The 22325-nt window shown below is 55.3% G+C and carries 26 protein-coding genes and 1 other RNA gene; 13 read left to right on the top strand and 14 right to left on the bottom strand.

What is annotated here, in order from left to right:
* Window positions 1–3 precede the first annotated feature (3 nt).
* The 9 genes from dxr to ACR0CZ_RS10650 form a co-directional block, all read right to left on the bottom strand.
* Complete coding sequence (gene dxr, locus ACR0CZ_RS10690; RefSeq protein WP_170393135.1) at window positions 4–1176, bottom strand: 1-deoxy-D-xylulose-5-phosphate reductoisomerase; 1173 nt, start codon at window positions 1174–1176, stop codon at window positions 4–6.
* On the bottom strand, window positions 1176–1958 hold the full coding sequence (locus ACR0CZ_RS10685; RefSeq protein WP_170393136.1) for a phosphatidate cytidylyltransferase: 783 nt from the start codon (window positions 1956–1958) through the stop codon (window positions 1176–1178). The genes dxr and ACR0CZ_RS10685 overlap by 1 nt, the downstream gene beginning before the upstream one ends.
* On the bottom strand, window positions 1955–2686 hold the full coding sequence (locus ACR0CZ_RS10680; RefSeq protein ID WP_170393137.1) for an isoprenyl transferase: 732 nt from the start codon (window positions 2684–2686) through the stop codon (window positions 1955–1957). The genes ACR0CZ_RS10685 and ACR0CZ_RS10680 overlap by 4 nt, the downstream gene beginning before the upstream one ends.
* A 9-nt stretch (window positions 2687–2695) precedes the next feature.
* A complete protein-coding gene (gene frr / locus ACR0CZ_RS10675) occupies window positions 2696–3259 on the bottom strand; it encodes a ribosome recycling factor (RefSeq protein ID WP_480536950.1) in 564 nt (187 codons plus the stop codon).
* 184 nt (window positions 3260–3443) lie between these two features.
* Window positions 3444–4439: an acryloyl-CoA reductase gene (gene acuI / locus ACR0CZ_RS10670; RefSeq protein WP_170393139.1), complete on the bottom strand. Its 996-nt coding sequence runs from the start codon at window positions 4437–4439 to the stop codon at window positions 3444–3446.
* A gap of 50 nt (window positions 4440–4489) precedes the next feature.
* Window positions 4490–5584 carry a dimethylsulfoniopropionate demethylase gene (locus ACR0CZ_RS10665; RefSeq protein ID WP_170393140.1) on the bottom strand — a complete coding sequence of 365 codons (1095 nt, stop codon included), beginning with the start codon at window positions 5582–5584 and terminating at the stop codon, window positions 4490–4492.
* 1 nt (window position 5585) lies between these two features.
* Window positions 5586–6092 carry a DinB family protein gene (locus ACR0CZ_RS10660; protein ID WP_170393141.1) on the bottom strand — a complete coding sequence of 169 codons (507 nt, stop codon included), beginning with the start codon at window positions 6090–6092 and terminating at the stop codon, window positions 5586–5588.
* Window positions 6092–6796, bottom strand: coding sequence for a DUF1326 domain-containing protein (locus tag ACR0CZ_RS10655; RefSeq protein ID WP_170393142.1), 705 nt, complete (start codon window positions 6794–6796; stop codon window positions 6092–6094). Before ACR0CZ_RS10655 ends, ACR0CZ_RS10660 begins: the two co-directional genes overlap by 1 nt.
* Window positions 6797–6800: 4 nt before the next feature.
* The gene (locus tag ACR0CZ_RS10650; protein ID WP_170393143.1) at window positions 6801–7592 is read right to left on the bottom strand and encodes a DUF2182 domain-containing protein; all 792 of its coding nucleotides are present in this window, start codon (window positions 7590–7592) and stop codon (window positions 6801–6803) included.
* 89 nt (window positions 7593–7681) lie between these two features.
* Between ACR0CZ_RS10650 and ACR0CZ_RS10645 the strand changes: the two genes are divergently transcribed.
* The 9 genes from ACR0CZ_RS10645 (at window position 7682) to ACR0CZ_RS10605 (ending at window position 14670) form a co-directional block, all read left to right on the top strand.
* Window positions 7682–8413, top strand: coding sequence for a GntR family transcriptional regulator (locus ACR0CZ_RS10645; RefSeq protein ID WP_170393144.1), 732 nt, complete (start codon window positions 7682–7684; stop codon window positions 8411–8413).
* Window positions 8414–8529: 116 nt separating this feature from the next.
* The gene (locus tag ACR0CZ_RS10640; RefSeq protein WP_170393145.1) at window positions 8530–9930 is read left to right on the top strand and encodes a selenium-binding protein SBP56-related protein; all 1401 of its coding nucleotides are present in this window, start codon (window positions 8530–8532) and stop codon (window positions 9928–9930) included.
* Window positions 9931–9943: 13 nt separating this feature from the next.
* On the top strand, window positions 9944–10594 hold the full coding sequence (locus tag ACR0CZ_RS10635) for a hypothetical protein (RefSeq protein ID WP_170393146.1): 651 nt from the start codon (window positions 9944–9946) through the stop codon (window positions 10592–10594).
* Window positions 10595–10656: 62 nt separating this feature from the next.
* Complete coding sequence (locus tag ACR0CZ_RS10630) at window positions 10657–11019, top strand: DUF4345 family protein (protein ID WP_170393147.1); 363 nt, start codon at window positions 10657–10659, stop codon at window positions 11017–11019.
* A gap of 36 nt (window positions 11020–11055) precedes the next feature.
* Window positions 11056–11403, top strand: a transfer-messenger RNA (tmRNA) gene (gene ssrA / locus ACR0CZ_RS10625).
* Window positions 11404–11502: 99 nt separating this feature from the next.
* Complete coding sequence (locus ACR0CZ_RS10620) at window positions 11503–11934, top strand: ester cyclase (RefSeq protein ID WP_170393148.1); 432 nt, start codon at window positions 11503–11505, stop codon at window positions 11932–11934.
* A 129-nt stretch (window positions 11935–12063) separates the two neighbouring features.
* Window positions 12064–12879, top strand: coding sequence for a sulfurtransferase/chromate resistance protein (locus ACR0CZ_RS10615; protein ID WP_170393149.1), 816 nt, complete (start codon window positions 12064–12066; stop codon window positions 12877–12879).
* Complete coding sequence (gene chrA / locus ACR0CZ_RS10610) at window positions 12876–14126, top strand: chromate efflux transporter (protein ID WP_170393150.1); 1251 nt, start codon at window positions 12876–12878, stop codon at window positions 14124–14126. The genes ACR0CZ_RS10615 and chrA overlap by 4 nt, the downstream gene beginning before the upstream one ends.
* Before the next feature lie 76 nt (window positions 14127–14202).
* Entirely contained in the window at window positions 14203–14670 is a 468-nt protein-coding gene (locus tag ACR0CZ_RS10605) for an SspB family protein (protein ID WP_170393151.1), read from the top strand.
* 26 nt (window positions 14671–14696) lie between these two features.
* On the opposite strand, the gene ACR0CZ_RS10600 is transcribed toward ACR0CZ_RS10605, so the two are convergent.
* Complete coding sequence (locus ACR0CZ_RS10600) at window positions 14697–15260, bottom strand: hypothetical protein (protein ID WP_170393152.1); 564 nt, start codon at window positions 15258–15260, stop codon at window positions 14697–14699.
* Window positions 15261–15467: 207 nt separating this feature from the next.
* Here ACR0CZ_RS10600 and fumC point away from each other — a divergent pair, with 207 nt between their 5' ends.
* The 4 genes from fumC to ACR0CZ_RS10580 are packed head-to-tail and all read left to right on the top strand — an operon-like array spanning window position 15468 to window position 17918.
* On the top strand, window positions 15468–16862 hold the full coding sequence (fumC, locus tag ACR0CZ_RS10595) for a class II fumarate hydratase (RefSeq protein WP_170393153.1): 1395 nt from the start codon (window positions 15468–15470) through the stop codon (window positions 16860–16862).
* On the top strand, window positions 16862–17038 hold the full coding sequence (locus ACR0CZ_RS10590) for a DUF4169 family protein (RefSeq protein ID WP_170393154.1): 177 nt from the start codon (window positions 16862–16864) through the stop codon (window positions 17036–17038). Before fumC ends, ACR0CZ_RS10590 begins: the two co-directional genes overlap by 1 nt.
* The gene (locus ACR0CZ_RS10585; protein WP_170393155.1) at window positions 17035–17256 is read left to right on the top strand and encodes a ribbon-helix-helix domain-containing protein; all 222 of its coding nucleotides are present in this window, start codon (window positions 17035–17037) and stop codon (window positions 17254–17256) included. Before ACR0CZ_RS10590 ends, ACR0CZ_RS10585 begins: the two co-directional genes overlap by 4 nt.
* Before the next feature lie 59 nt (window positions 17257–17315).
* Window positions 17316–17918, top strand: a complete 603-nt coding sequence (locus ACR0CZ_RS10580) for a DNA-3-methyladenine glycosylase I (protein ID WP_170465385.1) — start codon at window positions 17316–17318, stop codon at window positions 17916–17918.
* 12 nt (window positions 17919–17930) lie between these two features.
* Here the strand turns inward: ACR0CZ_RS10580 and ACR0CZ_RS10575 are convergent, their stop codons facing one another.
* From ACR0CZ_RS10575 to ACR0CZ_RS10560, 4 genes are all read right to left on the bottom strand, one after another.
* Complete coding sequence (locus tag ACR0CZ_RS10575; protein WP_170393157.1) at window positions 17931–18812, bottom strand: fructose bisphosphate aldolase; 882 nt, start codon at window positions 18810–18812, stop codon at window positions 17931–17933.
* A 72-nt stretch (window positions 18813–18884) separates the two neighbouring features.
* Window positions 18885–20234 (bottom strand): cytochrome P450, encoded by a 1350-nt coding sequence (locus tag ACR0CZ_RS10570; protein ID WP_170393158.1) that lies wholly within the window; start codon window positions 20232–20234, stop codon window positions 18885–18887.
* Complete coding sequence (locus tag ACR0CZ_RS10565) at window positions 20231–21445, bottom strand: hypothetical protein (protein WP_170465388.1); 1215 nt, start codon at window positions 21443–21445, stop codon at window positions 20231–20233. Before ACR0CZ_RS10565 ends, ACR0CZ_RS10570 begins: the two co-directional genes overlap by 4 nt.
* Before the next feature lie 87 nt (window positions 21446–21532).
* Window positions 21533–22285: a cytochrome c biogenesis CcdA family protein gene (locus ACR0CZ_RS10560; protein ID WP_170393160.1), complete on the bottom strand. Its 753-nt coding sequence runs from the start codon at window positions 22283–22285 to the stop codon at window positions 21533–21535.
* Window positions 22286–22325 lie beyond the last annotated feature (40 nt).

Genomic DNA, 22325 nt, shown 5'->3' with positions numbered 1-22325 from the left:
GTTCTATCCTGCTCGTTCCAATACGGTTTCATCGACCCACTGACGTGCGAGATGGTCCGTTTGCTGTACATTATCAAGGGTCAATGGTGCATCAATCAGGCTGTCTGAAGCCTCAAAACGCTCCAACACGGCCGACACCGTGTCTGCCATATCCAAAAAACGTATCCGGTTTTCTATAAAGTGGTCCAATGCGCGCTCTTTGGCGGCGTTGAAGATCGCACCGGACAAGCCGCCGCGCTGCATCACTTCGCGGGCAAGACGCAAAGCCGGGTAACGCGCTTCATCCGGTGCATGAAATCGCAACTGACCCAGTTGCGCGAGATCCAGACGCGCAACAGGTAAATCGCGCCGTTCGGGCCAATGCAGCGCGTACCCGATGGCATGGCGCATATCCGGAGCCCCCAGATGCGCCATCAAGGCGCCGTCCTGAAATCCGACCAGTGCGTGAACGATGGATTCGGGGTGCACGAGGACTTCGATATTCGATGGGTTAACGCCAAAATATTCTTTGGTTTCTATAACTTCCAACGCCTTGTTGAACATAGATGCGCTGTCGATCGTTATCCGCTGTCCCATGTTCCAGTTCGGATGACTCGATGCCTGTTCAACAGTTGCTTTGGCCAGATCGCCAAGCGGCCAATCCCGGAACGCTCCACCGCTTGCGGTGATAATGATCCGTTCGACGCTTGTCATATCCTCGCCCACCAGCGCCTGAAAAACTGCCGAATGTTCGCTATCCACGGGTAATAGCGTGGCGCCATGCGCCCGAGCCGTTTCCAGAACCAGCGGCCCGGCACAAACCAGCGTTTCCTTGTTGGCAAGCGCGAGTGTCGCCCCTTGTTTCAACGCTTCGATCCCCGGAGCCAGTCCTGCGGAACCGACAATTGCAGACATCACCCAATCCGCCGGTCGCGCCCCGGCCTCGATCAGAGCGGCCTGCCCCGCAGCCGCTCGCACTCCGCTGCCGGCCAATGCGTCACGCAGATCATCGAATTTGTCATCAAACGCAGTCACCGCCACGTCTGCATCCAGGCGCACCGCATCGCGTGCAAGCTGCGCGACGTTGCGTCCACCGGTCAGCGCAACCACCTCATAGGCATTCGGATTTCTTGCGATCAAATCAATCGTATTCTGGCCAATGGAACCAGTCGCACCAAATATGGATACCCTTCGCATCACATACCTCCGGGCGCGTAAAACAGCCCTGCGAGCAACACAAAGACTGACGCGCCCATCATCCCATCAAACCGATCCAGAAACCCGCCATGACCGGGTATAAGGTTTGAGCTGTCCTTAACGCCGAAGCCACGTTTTGTCGCGCTTTCAACAATATCACCGATCTGGCTGGCCATAGAGGCAAGAACCGAGACAACGATAAAAGCAATGCCGAAACCGGCATAGTGCGCAAAAACTGTTCCGACCAGCGCGGCGGCCACCCAGCCTCCAACCGTACCGGACCATGTCTTCTTGGGGCTAACTCTGGGCCAGAACTTAGGTCCGCCAAGCGTTTTGCCCACAAAATACCCGGCGACATCCGTGGCCACGACCACAAGGATCAGCCAAACCATCCATCCAAATCCCAGGTTTTCTCGGATCGATATGAATCCCAGCCCCGACATCGCGATCCAAAGGGCAAACAGGACGTATATCCCGCGCGCACGGTTGATCTGTCCTGCTCCTACCAATGCCGGGGCCACCAAACATGGAAGCTTGTATAGCGGTGGTAGATGATAGCTTAGGACCACGGCGAACCCGGTCAGTATCGCCAGCTGAATCGCGACACCCTGACGTTCTGGGTCGATCATCCGGATCAGTTCCCATATCATCAGACCGCAGACGGTGCCGATAAATATCTCAAACCACAGGCCGCCTAGCCAAACTTCGACTGCCGCAATAGTCACAAGAACCGAAGCCGACAAAACCCGGGCAGTCAGATCAGACCATCGGCCATCACTCATGCCGGGACCGCTCCAAACCGCCGTTCACGCGATCCATAGTTGCGGCACAGCCGTTCCAGTTCTGCAGCGGTGAAATCAGGCCACAAAGTATCGATGAATTCGTATTCGGAATAGGCAGACTGCCACAGCAGGAAATTCGAAATCCGCGCTTCACCACTGGTACGGATCACCAAATCGGGGTCAGGCAGAACGCGCGTGTCCAGATATTTGGGCAGAGTTTCCTCGTCCACGTCCTCGGGTCGCAGTACGCCCTCGGCCACGTCACGTGCCAAACGTCTGGTCGCGCGCGCCACCTCGTCACGTCCGCCATAGTTCAAGGCAACGGTTAGATGAACCAGGTCGTTGTTCTGTGTTTCGCGTTCAAGCGTATCCATCAGCTCGGTCAGCTTGGCATCCAGCCGAACTCTATCCCCAATGAAACGGACCCGAATGCCGTTATCTTTCAAGGTCTTGGTCTCTTTGACGATGTAACGGCGAAACAAGCTCATCAGGCCTGCAACTTCGACCTGAGTGCGTTTCCAGTTTTCAGTCGAAAACGCAAATACTGTCAGATACTTGATCCCTAAACCCGGGCAGGCCTCGACCACCTCACGGACGCGGCGCGCACCTGCATGATGGCCAAACAATCGAGGCCGCCCGCGCGACTGTGCCCAGCGACCGTTGCCGTCCATGATGATAGCAACGTGGCGCGGCCCTGCAATCGGAGAGGTATCGGGATCCTTTGGCATATCCGAGGCTCAGACCTGCATGATCTCGGCTTGTTTGGTCTCGAGCGCATCATCGACGGATTTGATCATGGTATCCGTCAGCTCCTGAACCTCGGTTTCCCAGAATTTCTGATCGTCCTCGGACATGCCGTCTGCCTTGGCCTTTTTGATCTGGTCCATGCCATCACGGCGCACATTCCTGATCGAAACCCGTGCGCTTTCTGCATATTGACCCGCGACCTTGCCGAGCTCGCGACGGCGTTCTTCGTTCAGTTCGGGAATCGGCAGCATGATGATGGTACCATTCAGTTGCGGGTTAATACCCAAACCGCTTTCCCGAATGGCCTTTTCAACTTTGCCGACGAGGCCCTTGTCCCAAACATTCACGGTTACCATGCGCGGTTCAGGGACGTTCACGGTACCAACCTGATTGATCGGAGTCATCGCGCCGTAAGCATCGACCATAACGGGCTCAAGCATCGAGGCCGAGGCACGCCCGGTCCGCAGCGAGGCGAATTCGGTTTTGAGGTTGGCCATCGCGCCGTCCATACGGCGTTTCAGATCATCGGTGTCGAGTTCGAAATCATCAGACATGCTGCTCACTCCCCGTCTTCAGGTGATGTTCGGATGGGTCTTAAGCCATCACAAATGGGATGTATAGCAATCATGGTCACGAAATGTGGCAATGGCCAGAACTGTTTCCGGCATTTCGGCCTCATTCCCGACAATTGGGTCGGCCGGATGCATGCTCCGGCCGATCCGTTGTCTGTTTTGTCTATCAAGCGTTCACGTTTACCACGACGCGCCCTTTTACCTGACCTTGCAGGATGTCCGCTCCCAACTGGGGCAGATCAGAAAGGGTTGCTGAATGGACCATCGCCTCAAGCTTATCCATAGGCAGATCGGTTGCGATACGCGTCCAGGCACGGACCCGGTTGTCATATGGCTGCATCACGCTGTCGATGCCCAACAGATTTACACCGCGCAGCAGGAATGGGATCACGGTTGCGGGCAGCGCCGCACCACCGGCAAGGCCAACCGCAGCGACCGAGGCCCCATACTTCATCTGCCCCAGCACGCGGGCAAGCATCGCTCCGCCCACCGCATCAACACATCCGGACCAAGTTTCACTTTCCAGCGGACGCTTGGTGGTCTCGTTCAACTCGTCACGCGGGACAATTGTGGTTGCACCCAGTGATTTCAGGTATTCTTCGGTTTCAGGACGCCCGGTCACAGCTGCAACCTCATAGCCCAGATGGGCCAAAATGGCCGTCGCGACCGAGCCGACACCTCCTGCGGCACCTGTGACCAACACCGGGCCATGACCCGGCTGCAAACCTTGATCCTCCAGCGCCATGACGGCCAGCATAGCGGTGAACCCGGCAGTGCCAACTGCCATCGCCTGCCGTGTATCCAACCCATCCGGCAACGGCACCAGCCAATCTGCCCGCGCGTTTGCTTTTTGTGAATAGCCGCCCCAATGCGCTTCACCTACGCGCCAGCCCGTCAGCACGACCTTGTCGCCAGGTTTGTAGCGTGCATCCGAGGACTGCTCGACCGTGCCCGCATAATCGATGCCCGGAATATGAGGATAGCTACGCACCAGACCACCGCCTTTGGGCGACATGCACAGACCGTCCTTGTAGTTCACCGTTGAATATTCAACGGCGATCGTCACTTCTCCATCCGGCAGCGTATCCAGAGAAATCTGCTTCACCGAAGCGCTTGCGAGGCCACTTTCTTCATCTTTTTCAACGACAAGTGCATTAAACATGAACTTACTCCTTCTATTGCCTCAATCGGCTGTGTTCCTGAAACAAGGGCTTAGCGCCAGAATTTTTCCTGCACCTCGGCCCATCGCATTCCATGTTCGGTCATCAATTCAATCCGTGTACCTGGCGCCCAATGGGACCGGTCGACCATTCCAATGGCTACATTCACTCCAAACTCGGGTGAATACGCAGCCGAAGCCACCTGCCCGACCTGCCGGCCCCCGGCCATCAGCGGCCAAGATTCGGTGCACGGTCCGATCTCACCTTCAATGACAAGCGGACGGATCTGCCGGGGTGGACCGTTTTTCGCCTGATCCGCCAAAGCGGCTTTGCCGATGTAATCCAGCGGAGAATTGCAGAACCGTGCTAGCCCGCATTCATAGGGCGTATTCTCGCGCCGCATGTCCGACCCGAAACTCAACAGACCGCTTTCAACACGCTCTATCCCGTTTGGGCAACCTGCCCGCACGTTCAGGTCTCGGCCATTAGAAAACAGCGTGTCCCATAGTGGCATGCCATAATCCGTCCCTTCGACGTATATCTCGAACCCGCCTTGTTTTGACCAGCCAGACCGGGCGACGACGAATGATGTATCTTCAAACGCCAACCGTTTATATCGAAAGAACTTTATATCCCTGACTTCATCACCAAAGACGCGCGTCATCAGCTCGTCCGCCTTGGGGCCTTGTACCGCCAAGGGCGACACATCCGGCTCAGAAATATCGACATCCAGCCCCAGCGCAATCACGATTCCCAGAGCAAACTGCCAAAGGTCACCATCGGCAACCGACAACCAATAGTGATCATCCGCCAGTTTGATCGCAACAGGATCATTCAGCATGCCGCCATTGTGATCTACTATCGGCACATAATAGCACTGGTTCGCCTGCATTTTGTCCATATCGCGCGGGCTGAGCATCTTCATCAGCCGCAACGCATCCGGACCTTTGATCTGTACCTGCCGCTCACACGAGACATCCCAGACCTGAACATGCTGTTTCAGATGCGCCGCATCAGCCTCGATGCTTTCAAAAACCGTCGCAAGCAGCATGTGATTATAAACGGTATACCCTGTGACGCCTTCGGCCTCGACGCCCGGAGTGAATGGGGTTTTGCGCACGCGCCGGTTCGGTGAGATGACTGCCATGTCAGAAATCCTCTGGCAGAAAGACAAGATCGCTGACAGGTGCCTGCGAACCAGCCTCGGTCAGCATTTGGTGCAATTGTCCGCGATGATGCGTCTGATGATTGAACATATGAATGACGCATTGCCCGTAAGGCTTTGTTACGTCGTTCTCTTTTGCAGCCGAGTACCACGTGAACGAACCGCTCAGGACATCATCCCCCAACGTATTGGCCCATCTGGCAATACGGGCGTCAATCGTATCGCGCAGCGGCAGCCAGTCGGCCATGCCAGTGCAGATCGAGACACTCTCAGGAATGCCGCCACCTGGCCCCGGTCCCTTGTCAAACCGGGAAATCCAGATCCAATCCCCCCAAAGCAAATGATTGGCAGTTCCCATGATCGACCCGAAAAAAGCGCCGCGATCCCGTGCCAATTCTTCGTCTGAAAGAGCTTTGAGAAAGCTCTTTAACTGGTTGTTTTGCCAGTGGTTATATCGCGCCATTTCACGGGCATAGGCACCGGTTATCATTACTTAGGCCCGTGCCAGTCAATCGGGCAGATCTCGGCTGACTTGCCGCCGAAGTCCCATACGCGACCATAGTCGCGCACCTTGGATTTCGTACCTTTTGCTACAATGATGTCCGGCCCCATCCAGTATTTCGAATTTGAAACCATCACTGGGTGCTCTGGGTCTTTGCCCGCAAGCATTTCGATCTCACCCTGAATCTTGCGCCCTATCATGATCCGGCGTTTGGTGCCGTCCCTTTCGATCTGAACCGGTGCACGTTCAGCCCCTATGATCTCGCTGACCAACATAGTGAACAGCCCGGTTGTGCCACCTGCCTGACCGCTGAATATCTGCAACAGTCCATTATAAGCCTTGCCGCTGGCACGTTCATCCACATAAGCCGCGACTTTCCACTGGCCTTCGCCCATGCGTCCGGGGATATCAACCAGCAGACCTACATTCAGACCGGACAAGTCTTCGCCTTCGTAATGGCCTTCGTCGATCGCGATACCCATCCACGCATGGCAATGCCCTTCGGTCGGAGGGTGTGCACCCAGCGAAACCACGCATGGGCAGAATACGTCACACGAACAGTTCAGGATCAGTTCACCCTTAACCGCCCAATCGGTCGGGCTCATCTCACGCCGCTTGGGATTTGGCATCCGGCTGTCAATTCTTTGACTGACCGGCAGCTTGTCTGCATCCGGTTTTCTGTTTTTAGCCATCGGCTTATCCTCCGTAAACAATGTGATGAGCGAGCAGTGCAAAACCACCCGCAATCAAGACGAATCCCATAGGACGGGTCACGGCGTGCCCGATCTGGGGAAGTTTTTCCAATACCATGAACAGGGTCGCCAGCCCCATCCAGAGCAGGCTCATGACGCCGCCGACAAAGCCCAACGCCATGAAGCCCCAGCAGCAACCGACACAGAACGCACCCAGTCCAACGCCCATGCGTACACCGCCGCCGAATCCGGTTTTCCAGTGGCCCAGAAAATACGTCATCGGTGCATGGCAAACACCGTGGCAGACTTCTTTCACCCGAGAAAACTGAAAGGCACCCACGGCGATCAACAGGCCGGCGGCCAGATATGGCGATTTAGCGATTCCCAACATATCGACCGCGCCGCCAAACAGCAGCGCCAATTGCAGGCCGGTGATCAGCGCAGCAAAGCCCACCCAAACTATGAAGTATCCGGATAGAACGCCCAGCCACCCTGCCCGCGTACCGTTCGCGCTGCGGATCAGATCATCATAACTGCGCAACGTGGGCACCAAAGTCGGCAGCATCATGGCCGCCATCATGATCGCCCACATCCAGAAAAGTGGGCCGAACTCGGCCATGGGCATATACATGTCCATACGCGGATCCATGGCCGCCATCGCCTGACCCATCGGTCCGGGTCGACCGATCCAGTCCACGTCCATATCGCGGCTCATCGAGACCATCATCCACCACGACCAAAGGATCGTGATGTAGAAGCCCAACCAAAGCGCGCTGCGGAAAATTGAGCGACTCACTTGCTCCTCCCGACTCAACTCTCTTGCTTTTCAAATGTCAGACTTTTAAATGTCAGACAAATAAAAATTACGCATCGCCGAAAACAACCATGAAAATCGACCCTCAGAGTACTGCAGATCTGTCCGCTCAAATTGCTCAGGCAATCCGCGACGCCATTATTTCGGGTCGGCTAATCGTAGATGAGCGTCTGCCCTCAGAATCTGAGTTGGCCGATCAGTTCAAAGTATCACGGCCTACGGTTCGCGAAGCATTGAAACGTCTGGCAGCGCAGTCCCTTATCCGCACGCAACGCGGGGCATCGGGTGGTGCGTTTGTGAACCGACTGAGTTTTGAGGACGCCTATTCCCAACAAGTCACAACCTCGACACTGCTGCTGTCGATGAACGCAGTCAGTTTCGACACCGCATGCGAAGCGCGTTATGCGCTCGAACGTGCATGCGCTGCTTTGTCGGCACAACGTCGTACCGCGGATCAACTTGCCACCATGCGGGCCGAGATTTTTCGTCAGGCGCAACCAGGTCTCACAGATGAGGCTTTCTGCGCGTCCGACGTCGCCTTTCATCGCGCGCTTGTGGATGGCGCGGGCAACCCCGTTCTGTCCTACCAATTGGCCGGCGCGGTCGAGGCTATGCAACCTCTGATGAACATGATTACGTTCACGGCCCGATCCCGCGAAGAGATCATCGCCCTCCACAGTGACATCACAGACGCACTAGAAGCGCGTGATGCCAGCTCGGTCGATGCAGCATTGATCAAACTTGAGGCCTACACACGGCAACTGGCGCAGGACGTGGCCGAAAGACGACGCAAACCCGCCTGACCACAGGCAAAAAGGAACGAAGGACGGCGAGGTGCCCGAGCAGGCAGCATGACATCCGGCGTTAAGACCGGAACTTCCAACATGTATTGAAGATCAATGACTTACGGGAGGACGTTATGAACCAAAGACCGGACCCAACCTTTTACCCATCAGCCAAACTGGCGATGGAGGGCCCCACTGAAACGCTTGCATTCACGTTGATGCTAAGCCCTGATTTTTCCCAACCAGACGGTTTGGCCGTCGTGAACGTGGATCCGACTTCGGATGATTACGGAAAAATTGTCCATCAAGTGATCATGCCAGAGAAAGGCGATGAGTTTCACCATTTTGGGTGGAACGCTTGTTCCTCTGCGCTGTCACCGCTTAGTGGCCATGCGTTTCTGGAACGCCGCTACCTCATTGTTCCTGGCATACGATCAAGCCGGATCTACATTATCGACGTCAAGAACCCGCTTGAGGCCAAGATACACAAGATCATCGAACCCGAAGAAGTTTTTGCAAAAACTGGATATTCCCGCCCGCACACGATCCATTGCGGACCGGAGGGGATCTACGTGAGCACGCTTGGAGGCGGTGGCGAAGACGGCACGGACGGCCCACCGGGCATTTTCATCATGGATTGCGAGAGCTTCGAGATCATTGGGCGCTACGAGATCGAGCGAGGTATCCAAGACAAACACTACGATTTCTGGTGGAACCTGCCACGCGACTATATGGTCAGTTCGGAATGGGGACTGCCTCCGCAATTCGAAAACGGCATCGTGGCCGAGGATCTGCTTTCGAACAAATACGGGCACAGCATCCATTTCTGGAACCTACGCAGCCGGACAAATATTCAGACCATCGATCTAGGTGAAAATCACCAGATGGCCCTGGAAATCCGGCCCGCTCACGATCCGGTCAAACAATATGGGTTCTGTGGTGTGGTGGTTGACACGACCAACCTGCAGGGCGCGATCTTTACTTGGTGGCGTAATGATGATGGCACCTTCGAGGCCAAGAAGACTATCACGATCGATCCGCAGCCCGCTGATCCAGATGACTTGCCTGAATTGCTGAAAGGCTTCTCTGCCGTTCCGCCACTGGTCACGGATATCGATCTCAGCTTGGACGATAAATACCTTTATGTGGCCTGTTGGGGCACGGGTGAGATGCATCAATACGATGTCTCTGATCCGATGAACCCGACCCTTGCGGGCAAAGTCGAGATCGGGGGGATCGTCAAGAAAACAAAACATCCCAACGGGCAAGACTTTGGTTACGGGCCGCAGATGGTTGAAATCAGCCGCGACGGAAAGCGGGTATATTGGACCAATTCGCTTTATTCCACTTGGGATGATCAGTTCTATCCCGGTGAACGCGGGGCTGCGATGGTCAAGGCGGATGTTGGCGAAAACGGAGGCCTGACATTGGATCCGAAGTTCTGGGTCGACTTCCCCGACGGATATCGGGCCCACCAAATCCGGCTTGAGGGTGGAGACTGTTCTACCGATAGTTTCTGCTACCCATCGGTCTGAGTTGGAAACTCTGATGACATCAACGGCTGGTCTCTGGCTGGCCGTTGTGATTAGCGGCGCTTATCATGGCCTGAATCCCGGAATGGGCTGGCCGCTTGCGGTATCTTCGGCGCTGATGGAACAACGGCCATCAGCTTTGTGGCGCGCATTGACCGCCCTGGCTGGTGGTCATTTCGTCGCCATGCTGGGGGTCCTACTGCCATTTGCTATGATGGCAGTTCTGGTTGAATATCAACGCGAAATTCGTATCGGTGCTGCGCTGATTGTGATCACAATGGGTGTTTACATCGCCATAACACGCCGGCATCCCCGGATGTTGTCGCGCGTACCGCCAAGCAAATTGGCACTTTGGTCGTTCCTCGTTGCGCTGGCACACGGCGCGGCGTTGATGCTGGTTCCGATTTATCTTGGATTGTGTGGATCAGACGAGTTGGAAACGGGCCAGATCGCAGTCTCTCAGATCATGGCGAGCAATGGCCTGCTCGTTCTGACGGTCGCTGCACTTCACACAGCCGCCATGATCCTTGGCGGGGGCATTCTGGCCTTCGCCGTCTATCGCTGGCTGGGCCTTCAATTTCTGTCACGCAGTTGGTTCAATCTGGAACTTGTCTGGGCTCTCAGCCTGATCGCGGTCGGAGTTATAGGTTTGTGGTCAGCGATTTAGATGCTTTTCTTTACATAGTGCTGCGCTAGACTCTGCGGGCAGAGCAGAAAGGGAAAAAGTCCATGATCACAGCCCTTAACGTGATTGCCGCCTTGCTGACCATCGGCTTTGGTTTGTTCGGATTTCTGGCCCCGGCCTACACAGCCAACGCGCTGGACCTAGCCCCCACCAAAAGCACCATGGGACTTAGTGAGATGCGAGCCTCGGTTGGCGGGTTGTTCGTGGTGACAGGTGCCGTGGTTCTCTGGCTCAACACACCGATGGCATATGCCATGCTGGGCGTTGTTTATGCAGGGGCGGCGTTGGGTCGGTTTGTGTCTTTGGCGCTGGATAATCCCCCGTTCGTCAAGGCGCTGACTTTTGGTGGAATCGAGCTTGTTCTGGCCCTTTGGCTTATTCTCGCCAACATGAACAGAGCTGCTTAACTTATTGAATTTGATATAAGTAAACCTTAGAATTCCGGGTTTGCATCCGACCACGTCCTAACCTATATATGAGGGGTCCTTCGGGACTATGGACATAAACGCGCTCGTAATAAGCGGATCGGACCCGGGGGCGGTACCCGGCGGCTCCACCAATCATCCTTCGTTTGGGGATTTTGGGGCCGAAACAGGATCGACGAACGTCTAAAGGGGTTAGCTTTGTCTCGGCTGTCTGCCACCGTTATCGGCGAAACTAGTACAATTGCAAACGACAATCGTGCTCCGGTTGCAGTTGCTGCGTAAGCAGTAGCAAGACCGAAACTTAAGCCCTTGCGCCTAGCCGCGTAAGGCGGGGTTCGCAGGTACCTGGCAACAGAAACCTGCATTTTACCGATTATGTCTGCTCCATGCCCATAACTCACCTGGGATTCAGGGTTTATTCATTTCTCTGATCCATCTTCCTGAACAAGCGACAGGAGGGCTGAGATGACGAATTCTGACAGGCTTAGGGCATGGTATTCAGAGGTCTGGGAACAAGGCAATACCGATGCAATCGATCAGTTTTTTGCCCCGGATACGATGGCCGAAGGGTTGATACCCGAAATGCAGGTTGGCGCGGACGACTTTCGCGATCTGGTCATGGCGTTTCGTCATGTTCTGGGCGAGATCACAGTCGAACTGCCGAAGATCATCGAAAATGGTGATTGGGTCTCTGGTATTCTGCATGTCCGCACCTTCCGGGCCGATAACGGTGCCCCGCTTGAAGTTACCGGACAAGTCATGGCGCGCTTCAAAGGGGACAAGATGGTCGAGGCCTATAATCAGTTTGATTTCATTACACTTTTTGAACAACTGGGGCAGTTCCCACAGGATACCCTTCCGGTTTGCATGACCGGGCAAAGGTTGGACTGGGCCTGATAAACTTGACCGCAAGCTTGACCCATCCCGCATTTGCGCGCTAGCAGAGGATCAAGGGGTAAGCTTGCGAACACCCCGTGAGGCGGCAGCCCAAGTTCGCATGTATCCAAAGCAATAAGGAAACATGCAATGGCTGCCCCCAATGCAATTACACCCCGACAACTCTTGCGCCTGATCGGTACGCCTCAGGCTCCTATCCTGTTTGATGTGCGAACAGATGGGGATTTCGACGATGATCCCTCCCTCATACCCGGCGCATTCCGAATGCCATATCAAAATGTTGATGGCATAAGAAATCATACCGGCGATCATTCTTGCGTAGTAATTTGCCAGAAAGGCAAAAAGCTGAGTCAGGGCGTTGTTTCATGGCTGCAGGCTGAAGGGGTGGTGGCAGAAATTCTGGAAGGTGGAATGTTCGCCTGGCGCGCTATGCCGGGCGCAATGGTCGTGCCTGTGCCTGCCCTTCCTGCAGTTGCAAAAGGCAACACGGTCTGGGTGACGCGGCACCGCCCCAAGATTGATCGCATCGCGTGCCCCTGGCTGATCCGCAGGTTTGTCGACAGGCGCGCTCGGTTCCTGTTTGTAGCACCGGATGAAATTCAGGGGGTTGCCGAGCACTTCGTTGCCACACCCTTTGATGTTGAAGGAACTGATTGGAGCCATCGCGGCGACAATTGCACCTTTGATACGATGCTGGATGACTTCAAGCTTCGATCTGAGCCTCTGGACCGCATGGCGACGATCATACGTGCCGCCGATACAAACAGGCACGATCTGGCGCCTGAGGCCGCCGGGGTGCTGGCCCTTTCGGTCGGCTTGTCGCGCCAGTATCGGGATGACCAACAACAATTGCAGGCTGGAATGCACATCTATGATGCACTCTATCGCTGGGCGCGCGATGGCTCTAGCGAGACGCATGATTGGCCCGCGGGTCACGGCAGATGACCCCTTCATATCAAGAGTTGATCAGGGTGTTTGGGCGCATCGGGCTTTTGTCATTTGGCGGCCCCGCCGCCCAAATCTCACTCATGCATCAGGAACTGGTCGAAAAGCGCCCCTGGTTGGACGAACAGACCTATCTACGCGCGCTTTCGCTGTGCATGCTGTTGCCGGGTCCCGAAGCCATGCAGCTTGCCACTTATGCTGGCTGGCGGCTGCGCGGCGTAGCCGGAGGGTTGATCGCGGGCAGCTTGTTTGTGCTGCCGGGGGCTCTGGTGATCGCGCTGTTGGTTTTGCTCTATGCGGCCTATGGCACATTGCCTTTGGTTCAGGCCGGATTTCTGGGCATCAAGGCCACCGTGATCATCATCGTCCTTCAGGCGCTACGGAACCTATCGAAAAAAGCGCTGACAGATGTTGAGCATCGGATGATCGCGGGCCTCGCCTTTTTAGGGATTTTTGTCTTCAACCTGCCCTTCCCGCTGATCATCCTGTGCGCCGCCGTTTGGGGGTTCGCCACTTCGAAGGACCATGCACCAGCCGCCGTTCAAACCAGCCCAACGCTTGCCAATCCCGTTCGCACTGCGGTTTTCTGGCTTGTTCTTTGGCTGGGGCCGTTGTTCGTGCTGTCTCTGACGGGTCAGGAACTGCTCAGCGATCTGGGTTGGTTCTTTGCCCGGCTCGCGGTTGTTACCTTTGGCGGGGCCTATGCGGTGCTGGCCTATATGACCCAGACTGTGGTCGAGACCTACCAATGGATCAGCACGGACCAGATGATCGACGCGCTGGGGCTGGCCGAAACGACGCCCGGGCCGCTGATTCTGGTGACTCAGTTTGTGGCCATGCTTAGCGGTCAGATTGCCGGAGGCGCCTCGCTGGCGTTTGCGGCGGGCATTGTCGCTTTATGGGCGACGTTTGTACCGTGTTTTCTGTGGATTTTTCTTGCAGCCCCGCATCTGGACAGAATCGCCGAGCGTCCGCGTCTTGGGGCCGCGATGCACGGAATCACAGCTGCGGTCGTCGGAGTGATTCTCAACCTTTCCGTGTGGTTCGGGCTAAACGTCTTGTTCACCTCAATTCCGGGGTGGCATTGGGGACCAGTTTCTCTCCCCCTACCCGACCCTTCGTCGCTTGAATTCAGCGCACTTGTGTTGACCGTTCTGGCTGGCCTGTTGATTTTCCGTATGAAATCCGGTTTAGCAACCACACTTGGTATCATGGTTCTGGCCGGACTAGGCATGCAGATTTTGTAATCAATACAGCCCAGCACAGCCTTTCGTTTCCGTCCGAATGAACTATGCTGGGATTAACCACTTTCGAGGATCAACCATGTCGCAAGACATCGACTACGGGAATCTGATGCACACGGCCATGCGAGGCCTGATCAAGACCGTCCTGACCGACGTGTCCGAAACCGGCCTGCCCGGTTCGCATCATTTCTTTATCACTTTTGATACACGGCATGAGGGCGTTGAGTTGGCCGATTGGCTGCGTGAGCGCTATCCAGGCGAGATGACGATTGTCATGCAGCACTGGTTCGAAAACCTCGAAGTCGGTGACGATGGCTTTTCGATTACGCTGAATTTCGGGGATGCGCCGGAACCGCTTTACATCCCCTATCTGGCGATCAAAACCTTCGTGGATCCTTCGGTTGAGTTTGGCTTGCGCTTTGAAAGCCCGGAAGACGAGGACGAAGAGATCCATGTGACGGAAGAGGCCCCGATTGAGCTTGAGGCCGAAGAGGCAGAACCGCAGCATGATGCGGACGTGGTCTCGCTGGACAGCTTCCGGAAATGATCAGAAAACCCCGCTTGATGCGGGGTTTAATCTTTTTGAAGGAATGTCTCGACCGAGCGCGACTTAACCCCATCGCGAAACCGGGAAAATGACAGCTCGAGCCCGCCATCAGCTAGTGTCCGATCAAATTGCTGAAGCTCATAGCCACCGTTTTCGGCTATGAACAACGAAAACACCGTCAGAGTATCGCCTTCGATCCGCCCCCAAACAAAGGGTTCCCCTTTCATCGGGTCAAGCGGCACCTCGTGGCCAAAAACATTACGCTTCATGGCCGCAGAATAAACATCGGGCCGATCCGAGCTTTGAAAATCAACCGAGTATTTCTCATCCTTGATGCGACCGTCGGCTTTGTAAGTCGTGGTGGTCCAACTCACGTTGAAGCCCCCTTTGATTTCCTGAATTGAAACGCTCATATCCCGAGGGGTCGCCGTACCATCCGCATCAACAACGTCGGCCGAACCGGTATAGTCGCCCACGAACGGCTCGATTCCCGTCGCCTGAGCGTGTTGCACAAATACTGCCAGCCAAAAACTCGCGGCAAACAATAACGCAAGCGTATACAAAGGGCTTTTGAGAAGTGACACGCGCATGGTTGCCTCCGTCAGGGTTATTGTCCCATCTTAACTTTAGCCCGCCGACGTACAATGGCACTGTTTTCGCTAACAGAAATTATTTGTAGCTGTGCCGCGTCTATACCTTTGCGCGGCCCAAGTTTAAGGTGCGCTCAACTGGCCGATTGCGCCACAGCCTTGCTGCGGGTAAACGGCATACGACTGCATACCAGACCGGAGCGACCGATGTCTCAAACCCGCACTGAATCCGACAGCTTTGGCCCGCTTGAGGTGCCTGCCGATAAGTACTGGGGCGCGCAAACGCAGCGTTCGATCATGAACTTCCCCATCGGCTGGGAAAAGCAGCCCGTCGCCATCGTGCGCGCGTTGGGTGTGATCAAAAAGGCCTGTGCAATTGAAAACAAAGCCATCGGCAAGCTGGACGCCAAGATCGCCGACGCGATCATACAAGCGGCCGGTGAAGTGTTCGAAGGCAAGTTTGACGACAACTTTCCTCTGGTCGTATGGCAAACCGGCTCGGGCACGCAATCCAATATGAACTCGAACGAGGTCATTGCGAACCGCGCGATTGAGATTATGGGTGGCGAGATTGGCTCGAAAGATCCCGTTCACCCGAATGATCACTGCAATATGGGTCAATCCTCGAACGATACTTTCCCCACCGCGATGCACATCGCCACAGCGATGAGTGTGCGGGATGTGTTGATGCCCGGGCTTGAGAAGTTCGCCTCGGCGCTGGAAGCCAAGGCAAAAGAGTTTGCCGGTATCATCAAGATCGGCCGCACCCATACGCAGGATGCCACGCCGTTGACGTTGGAACAGGAATTCGGCGGGTATGCGCATCAAATTCGTCAGGGCATTGCGCGTGTAGAAGCTGCAATGCCCGGTATCCATGAACTGGCTCAAGGCGGTACTGCTGTGGGTACCGGTTTGAACACGCATGGCGGCTGGGATGAGGCTGTCGCCAAGAATATGGCCGATATCACCGGCCTGCCCTTTGTGACCGCGCCGAACAAATTCGAAGCTCTGGCCGCACATGATGCCATGGTCTTTTTGTCGGGCGCTTTGGCCACGATTGCCGGTTCCTGCTACAAGATTGCCAACGATATCCGTCTGTTGGGTTCGGGGCCCCGCTCAGGATTGGGTGAGCTTATCCTGCCCGAAAACGAGCCCGGTTCCTCCATCATGCCCGGAAAGGTGAACCCGACACAGGCCGAAGCGCTGACTCAGGTGGCCGCGCATGTGATGGGCAACGACGCAGCAATGAAGTTTGCAGGCTCGCAGGGCCATTTCCAGTTGAACGTCTACAACCCGATGATGTCCTATAACCTGCTGCAGTCGATCCAGCTGCTCGGCGATGCAACCGACAGCTTTACGGAGCGGATGTTGTTGGGCATCAAAGCCAACGAGCCACGCATCGACAAGCTGATGAAGGAATCCCTGATGCTGGTGACTGCCCTGGCACCGACAATCGGGTATGACAACGCCACGACCGTCGCCAAAACAGCGCACAAGAACGGCACAACACTTAAGGAAGAAGCCATTGCGTTGGGCTTTGTGGACGAGGCGACGTTTGATGCGGTTGTACGGCCCGAGCATATGATTGGACCCAAGGACTGATGGGTAAACCGGTTAACCTGAACCGGTTTCGAAAAGAAAAAGCGCGGGCTGAAAAAAAGGCCCGCGCGGATGCAAACGCTGCGAAACACGGACAATCCAAAGCCGACAGGACCGTTGTAAAGCTGCAGCAAGACCGGCAGCGCCGGGACCTTGACGGTCACAAGGTCGACGAATGAGTGGACGTCCTGTCAAACGCTCCCTGACCTTGCAAGGTCATCGAACATCCGTTTCGCTTGAGGATGAGTTCTGGCAAGCCTTCCGTGATATCGCGCGGGAAAAAGATATCCCAATCAATGTCCTGGCGGCAAATATTGATGCAGAGCGCGACCCGGAAACCGGACTGGCTTCGGCCATTCGTGTCTTCATTCTGAATTGGTATCGACAAACCGATTGAGTACTTGATTTCAAACAATCGCGTCGCTTATCCTCGCGGAGAACAAAAAGGGTACATTCATGAACGATTTGGCAACGGGCCCAGATGGAAAACCTCGGTGTTCGTGGTGCAACGCCGCCCCCGAATTCTTTCACTATCATGATAACGAATGGGGATATCCGGTTTCCGATGACAGACGATTGTTTGAGAAACTGTGCCTCGAGAGCTTTCAGTCAGGCTTGAGTTGGCGCACCATTCTGTCAAAACGCGAGAATTTCAGGGCAGCGTTTAGAAACTTTGATTTCAACAAGATAGCAGAATTTTCTGATGCAGATATCAATCGACTTCTGAACGACAAAGGCATCGTGCGACACCGCGGCAAGATTGAAGCTGTTATCAACAATGCCTGCCGCGTGCAGGACCTAATCGCTTCCGAAGGATCATTGGCCGCTTATGTCTGGAGGTACGAGCCTACGGCGCCACCCGCCCCGCAAAGCGCTTCCACGTCGGCAGAATCCATTGCGATGTCGAAAGATCTGAAAAAACGCGGTTGGAAATTCGTAGGCCCCACCACGATCTTTGCCTTTATCCAGGCCATGGGGTTGATCAATGATCACGCCAACGGATGTGTTATGCGCGAAAAAGCGGCGCAATTGCGCCGCGATTTCATCAAACCTGGATAGATTACCCCACGATCAGATCGAGGCGCGGAAGATATTGTCGATATTCCCGCCGAGCGCTGCATTGAATTCCGCGTCTGATTGCTGCTTGGACAGCCCTTCGGTCAGTGCGCGCGAAAACGACGCGATCATCTTGCTGTTTTGGCCAAGCAGGTCGCAGGCCTGCTCGGTCGAGTATCCGCCGGACAGCGCCACAACACGCAGGACGCGCGGGTGATCCGCCACCTCATCATAAAGGTTGGCCTGGCTGGGGATGGTCAGCTTCAGCATCACTTCCTGCCCCTCGACCAATTGATCCAGATTCTTCAGAATTTCTGATTTCAGAATGTCCTCAGCCTCGGCCTTGGTTTCCGAGTGGATGTTTACCTCAGGCTCGACAATTGGGACCATTCCCGCATCAGTGACCACGCGTGCGACCTGGAACTGCTGCGCGACAACGTCGGCAATGCCCTGAGCATTTGCTTCGTGGATAACTGAGCGTTCCTTGGTGCCAAAAACACCATCCGCCTTGGCCAACGTCTCAGCCAGCCCCGGAATTGGCTTCATCATCTGAACACCGTTGGCCTGATCCTCAAGTCCTTTGTCGATTTTCAGGAACGGCACGATGCCTTTTTCGGACCAAAGGTAATCCGCAACCTTCTTGCCGTCGATTTCTTCACCCAAAGTCCGTTCGAACAGGATCGCGCCAATCACTTTATCCTTGGTGAAATCGTCAGCCAGAATGATCCGCGCGCGCATCTTCTGAATCTCGCCGAACATCTCTTCGTCTGATCCGTAATCCGATGCTTCAACACCATACAAAGCCAGCGCTTTGGGGGTTGAACCGCCGCTTTGGTCTAGTGCTGCGATAAATCCTGCGCCTTCGGACATCTGCGCGCGCTGTTCTGCTTTCGACATAACTCAATCCCGTTCAATATGATTCCGCGTTTTCAATCCGCATACAGCATGCCGAAGAGCGATGGTAGTTTGTTAGCGCTCAACCAAGCGCAACCAAATTCCGTCTTTCGATCTAACGGTCAAATGCGCGACCGGTACCGGCGTTTCGTCTGGTATTGTTTCGAATCGGTAACGACGCAAGAGCATCGATAAGATCAAAGGACCTTCTACCATCGCGAACCCTGCGCCCGTGCAGACCCGGGGGCCAGCCGAAAAGGGAATATAGGCCTCGCGCTGGCATTTCTTTCCGTTTTCCGTCGTCCATCGCGTGGGGTCGAAATCGTCCGGCCGGTCCCAAAGCCTTTCGTGCCGATGTAAGTGCCAGGGGCTTACAACGATCTGAGAACCCTGCAAAATATCCCGATCACGGAAGCGTTCAGGACATGTCGCCTCGCGCACCATCATTGGAACTGGTGGATACAGGCGTAAAGCTTCACGAAACACATCGCGGCTAAGTTTTAGTTGGGACATGGTTGAAAACTCGGGCATGTCCAGAGCTTTCGCTTCCTCAGCCAGCTTTTCCTGCCAGTCCGGATACATCGCTATCAGATAGAGCGTCCAAGCCAGTGCAGACGCGCTGGTTTCATGCCCCGCCAAAAAGAAGATGGCGACCTGATCGACCATTTCCTGCGCATCAAACCGGTCTCCAGTTTCCGGATCTGTTGTCGTCATGATCTTGGTGGCCAGATCATCGGGGGCCGACCCGTTTTCGATTGCTATAGCGCGTGCATCCGTCAATCGGCTGATCAGATCCCGAATCTCGCTGGCGGTTTGGCGAGTTTTGCGAGAATGAAATCGGGGCATCCAGCTTGGAACCGGAACGAATGCGGCCAGGTTCAGCAAGGGCTGTTCGCGCTGATAGATTCTGAATTTATCGAAGACCTGCGCGGCAACCTCATGTTCGATGGGAACCGAAAACAGGGTGCGGAAAATCACATCCGCCGCGACATGGCTTGTGATTTCTTCACATTCCACCTTCTGCCCAACCCTGCCAGAAAGCCGATCCGCACAAGCCTGCGCCGCATTTAACATTGCAGGAAACGTATCTTTCAAACGTCCGCCTTCAAAGGCGGGATCAATGATCCTGCGCTGCCGTTTCCAGACTTCGCCATTGGTCAGGAACACGGACCGGCCCAATAAGGGGCGTAAGCCTTCGCTGATGCGATTTGATTTTGGAAACGCATCCGGGCGCTCTTTCAGAACAGCGCGGATCAGATCGGGTTGGTTGACCATATATGAGCGAAAGAACGGCGTTCGGAATTCAGCCATCCATGCTCGATATAGACGCTGGGGCTGAGCAGACAGCAAGTCTTGCCGAAACAGACGTAGATACCGCCACAGCGAGACTTTATCCGGTCGTGCTTCGGGCTTTGGGGGCGTCATGCTTCCACCGCAATGTATTTCGAAACCGACCGTTCAATGCGCGACCGAGATGGCGCGCGCCCTTCAAACCGCTGCTTCAATGTTTCAGGACCTGCGGTGATGCGGAAATAGTCATAAAGTCCAGGTTGATCGAACGCACAAAGATATTGAAAGTGCAGGCGAAAAAAGCGCCAACGCAATTGCTGCCATCGCGCGGGGGACAGTGTTTGGGTGAAGGCGGCAGAAAGAACCAGCGGCCCGCATTTTTTGGGGCCAGCGACGCCGCTGACCGCGACCGGATCGCACAACGCAAACGCGCAGCCATCTCCCGGTGCAGAGACATCGATCCAAGTCATATCCGCGCGTTCGGATAGATATTTAAGATCAGCGCGAAGCGTGTGTGCCTGCGGTAGAAACGAAACCATTGGCACCACCTGTCCCAAGGTCAGAAAGGATAAGACTGGCTTATCCTGTACACCGCCCCGTCGTCGTAAAACATCTGCCAACACCGACACACCAAGATGGGCGCCAGAGCTGTGACCCACGACCAGCACCTCATCGGTGTCTGTGTCCAGCGTCTCGGTGATCAGGTCAGAAAACTCCCGCAGCCTCGATTGCAGATCTTGCGAATACGCGCCGTATAGCTTCGCCGAGTGGGCATAGTCATGCATAAGGTAATAAGCGAATAGTCGATTATCGATCTTTCGGAACCATTGCATCAGAGCATAGATTACCCCGGCAGCAGGTACCAAAGACCACCACCCAACGAGTGGTTTCAATACAGAGACTAAACCCCAAGCAATCAACAACGATGCAAAAAGCTGCAGCAGCAGCATTGCCACCGGGTATAGCGCCGCAATTACGGGCCCCTTGCGCAGCTGCATCAGCCGCCAAAGCGTACCGGTCGAGATATATATCCAGGCGGTTCTCGCCAGTTGCAGATAGGTTGCCGGTATCGATTGAGCCATGCTGTCACGCACGATATCCGACCAGACCAGAACCTGAACATCTGCATCAACAGGACTGCCGTCCTGCTGAGAAGTCACCTGCCAGCCGTAGGGACCTTCGCCCGTCCTAGCGCTAATATCGATCTGGTATCCCGATATCTCAGCCTGGGCGCCCCCCTCTTTGCGGTAGAGCTCTCGATATCGGCGCGGATGAATCGGGTCGTAGCCGGGAATGTAAAACACCCGGCGTTTGCGCACCTGCGGATTGGATTGCTGACTGCTCATTACCCGGCCCTCTGCGCCAAAGATTAGCGCAGCGTTGACGCCAAGGTAAGACCTGGCGTCTATCCATCCGTGTTTAAAGCCAGAGGGTTAACCGAGGTTTGCCAAAGCCGGAAATGTTTCCAGCAGCCACCAGCTGAATTCGGTGAACAAACCGGTGACAAGCATGATGCCGACAAAAAGCAGCAGCCCGCCCATCACCTTCTCGATTGTGCCCATATGCGGTTTGATGCGGTTCATAACCGCCATCGAGCGGTTCAGGAACATCGCAGCCAGCAAGAATGGAATGCCCAGGCCTGCCGCATATACGCCAAGCAATACGGTGCCACGCGTGACTGATGCTTCGGAGGCGGCCAGCGACAAGATTGCACCTAATTGTGGGCCGATACACGGCGTCCAACCGAAGGCGAAGGCCAGTCCCAGAATATATGCCCCGAACACAGATCCGCTGGAGTCACCCGTATCAACGCGTGCCTCACGATCCAACAAAGGAATACGGAACACGTTCAGAAAGTGCAGGCCAAAGACAATGACGACAGCGCCCGAGAGTTTGGCGAAAAGCACCTGATTCTGAAGAACAAACGCCCCAAAGACCGAGGCTGTAAAGCCTAGCAGCAGGAACACGGTCGACAGACCCAGAACAAAAAACAGTGCCGCCAGGGTCGCCTTGCGCCGCGCGCGCGCCTCATCCTGCATCTCGTTGATAGTCACACCGCTCATATACGCGAGGTACGGTGGCACAATCGGCAGCACGCAGGGAGACAGAAAACTTATCAACCCGCCCAGCATGGCGATAAACATGGCAGGCAGAAGGCCCGCGTCTATGATCTCAATTCCGAACATGACTCAGCACATATGGTATCGCGCGGGTTTCGTCACGAGG

Source organism: Ruegeria sp. H9 (assembly GCF_056532915.1).
Note: the sequence above shows the minus strand (reverse complement) of the source record. Positions and strands in the feature narration are given on the sequence as shown.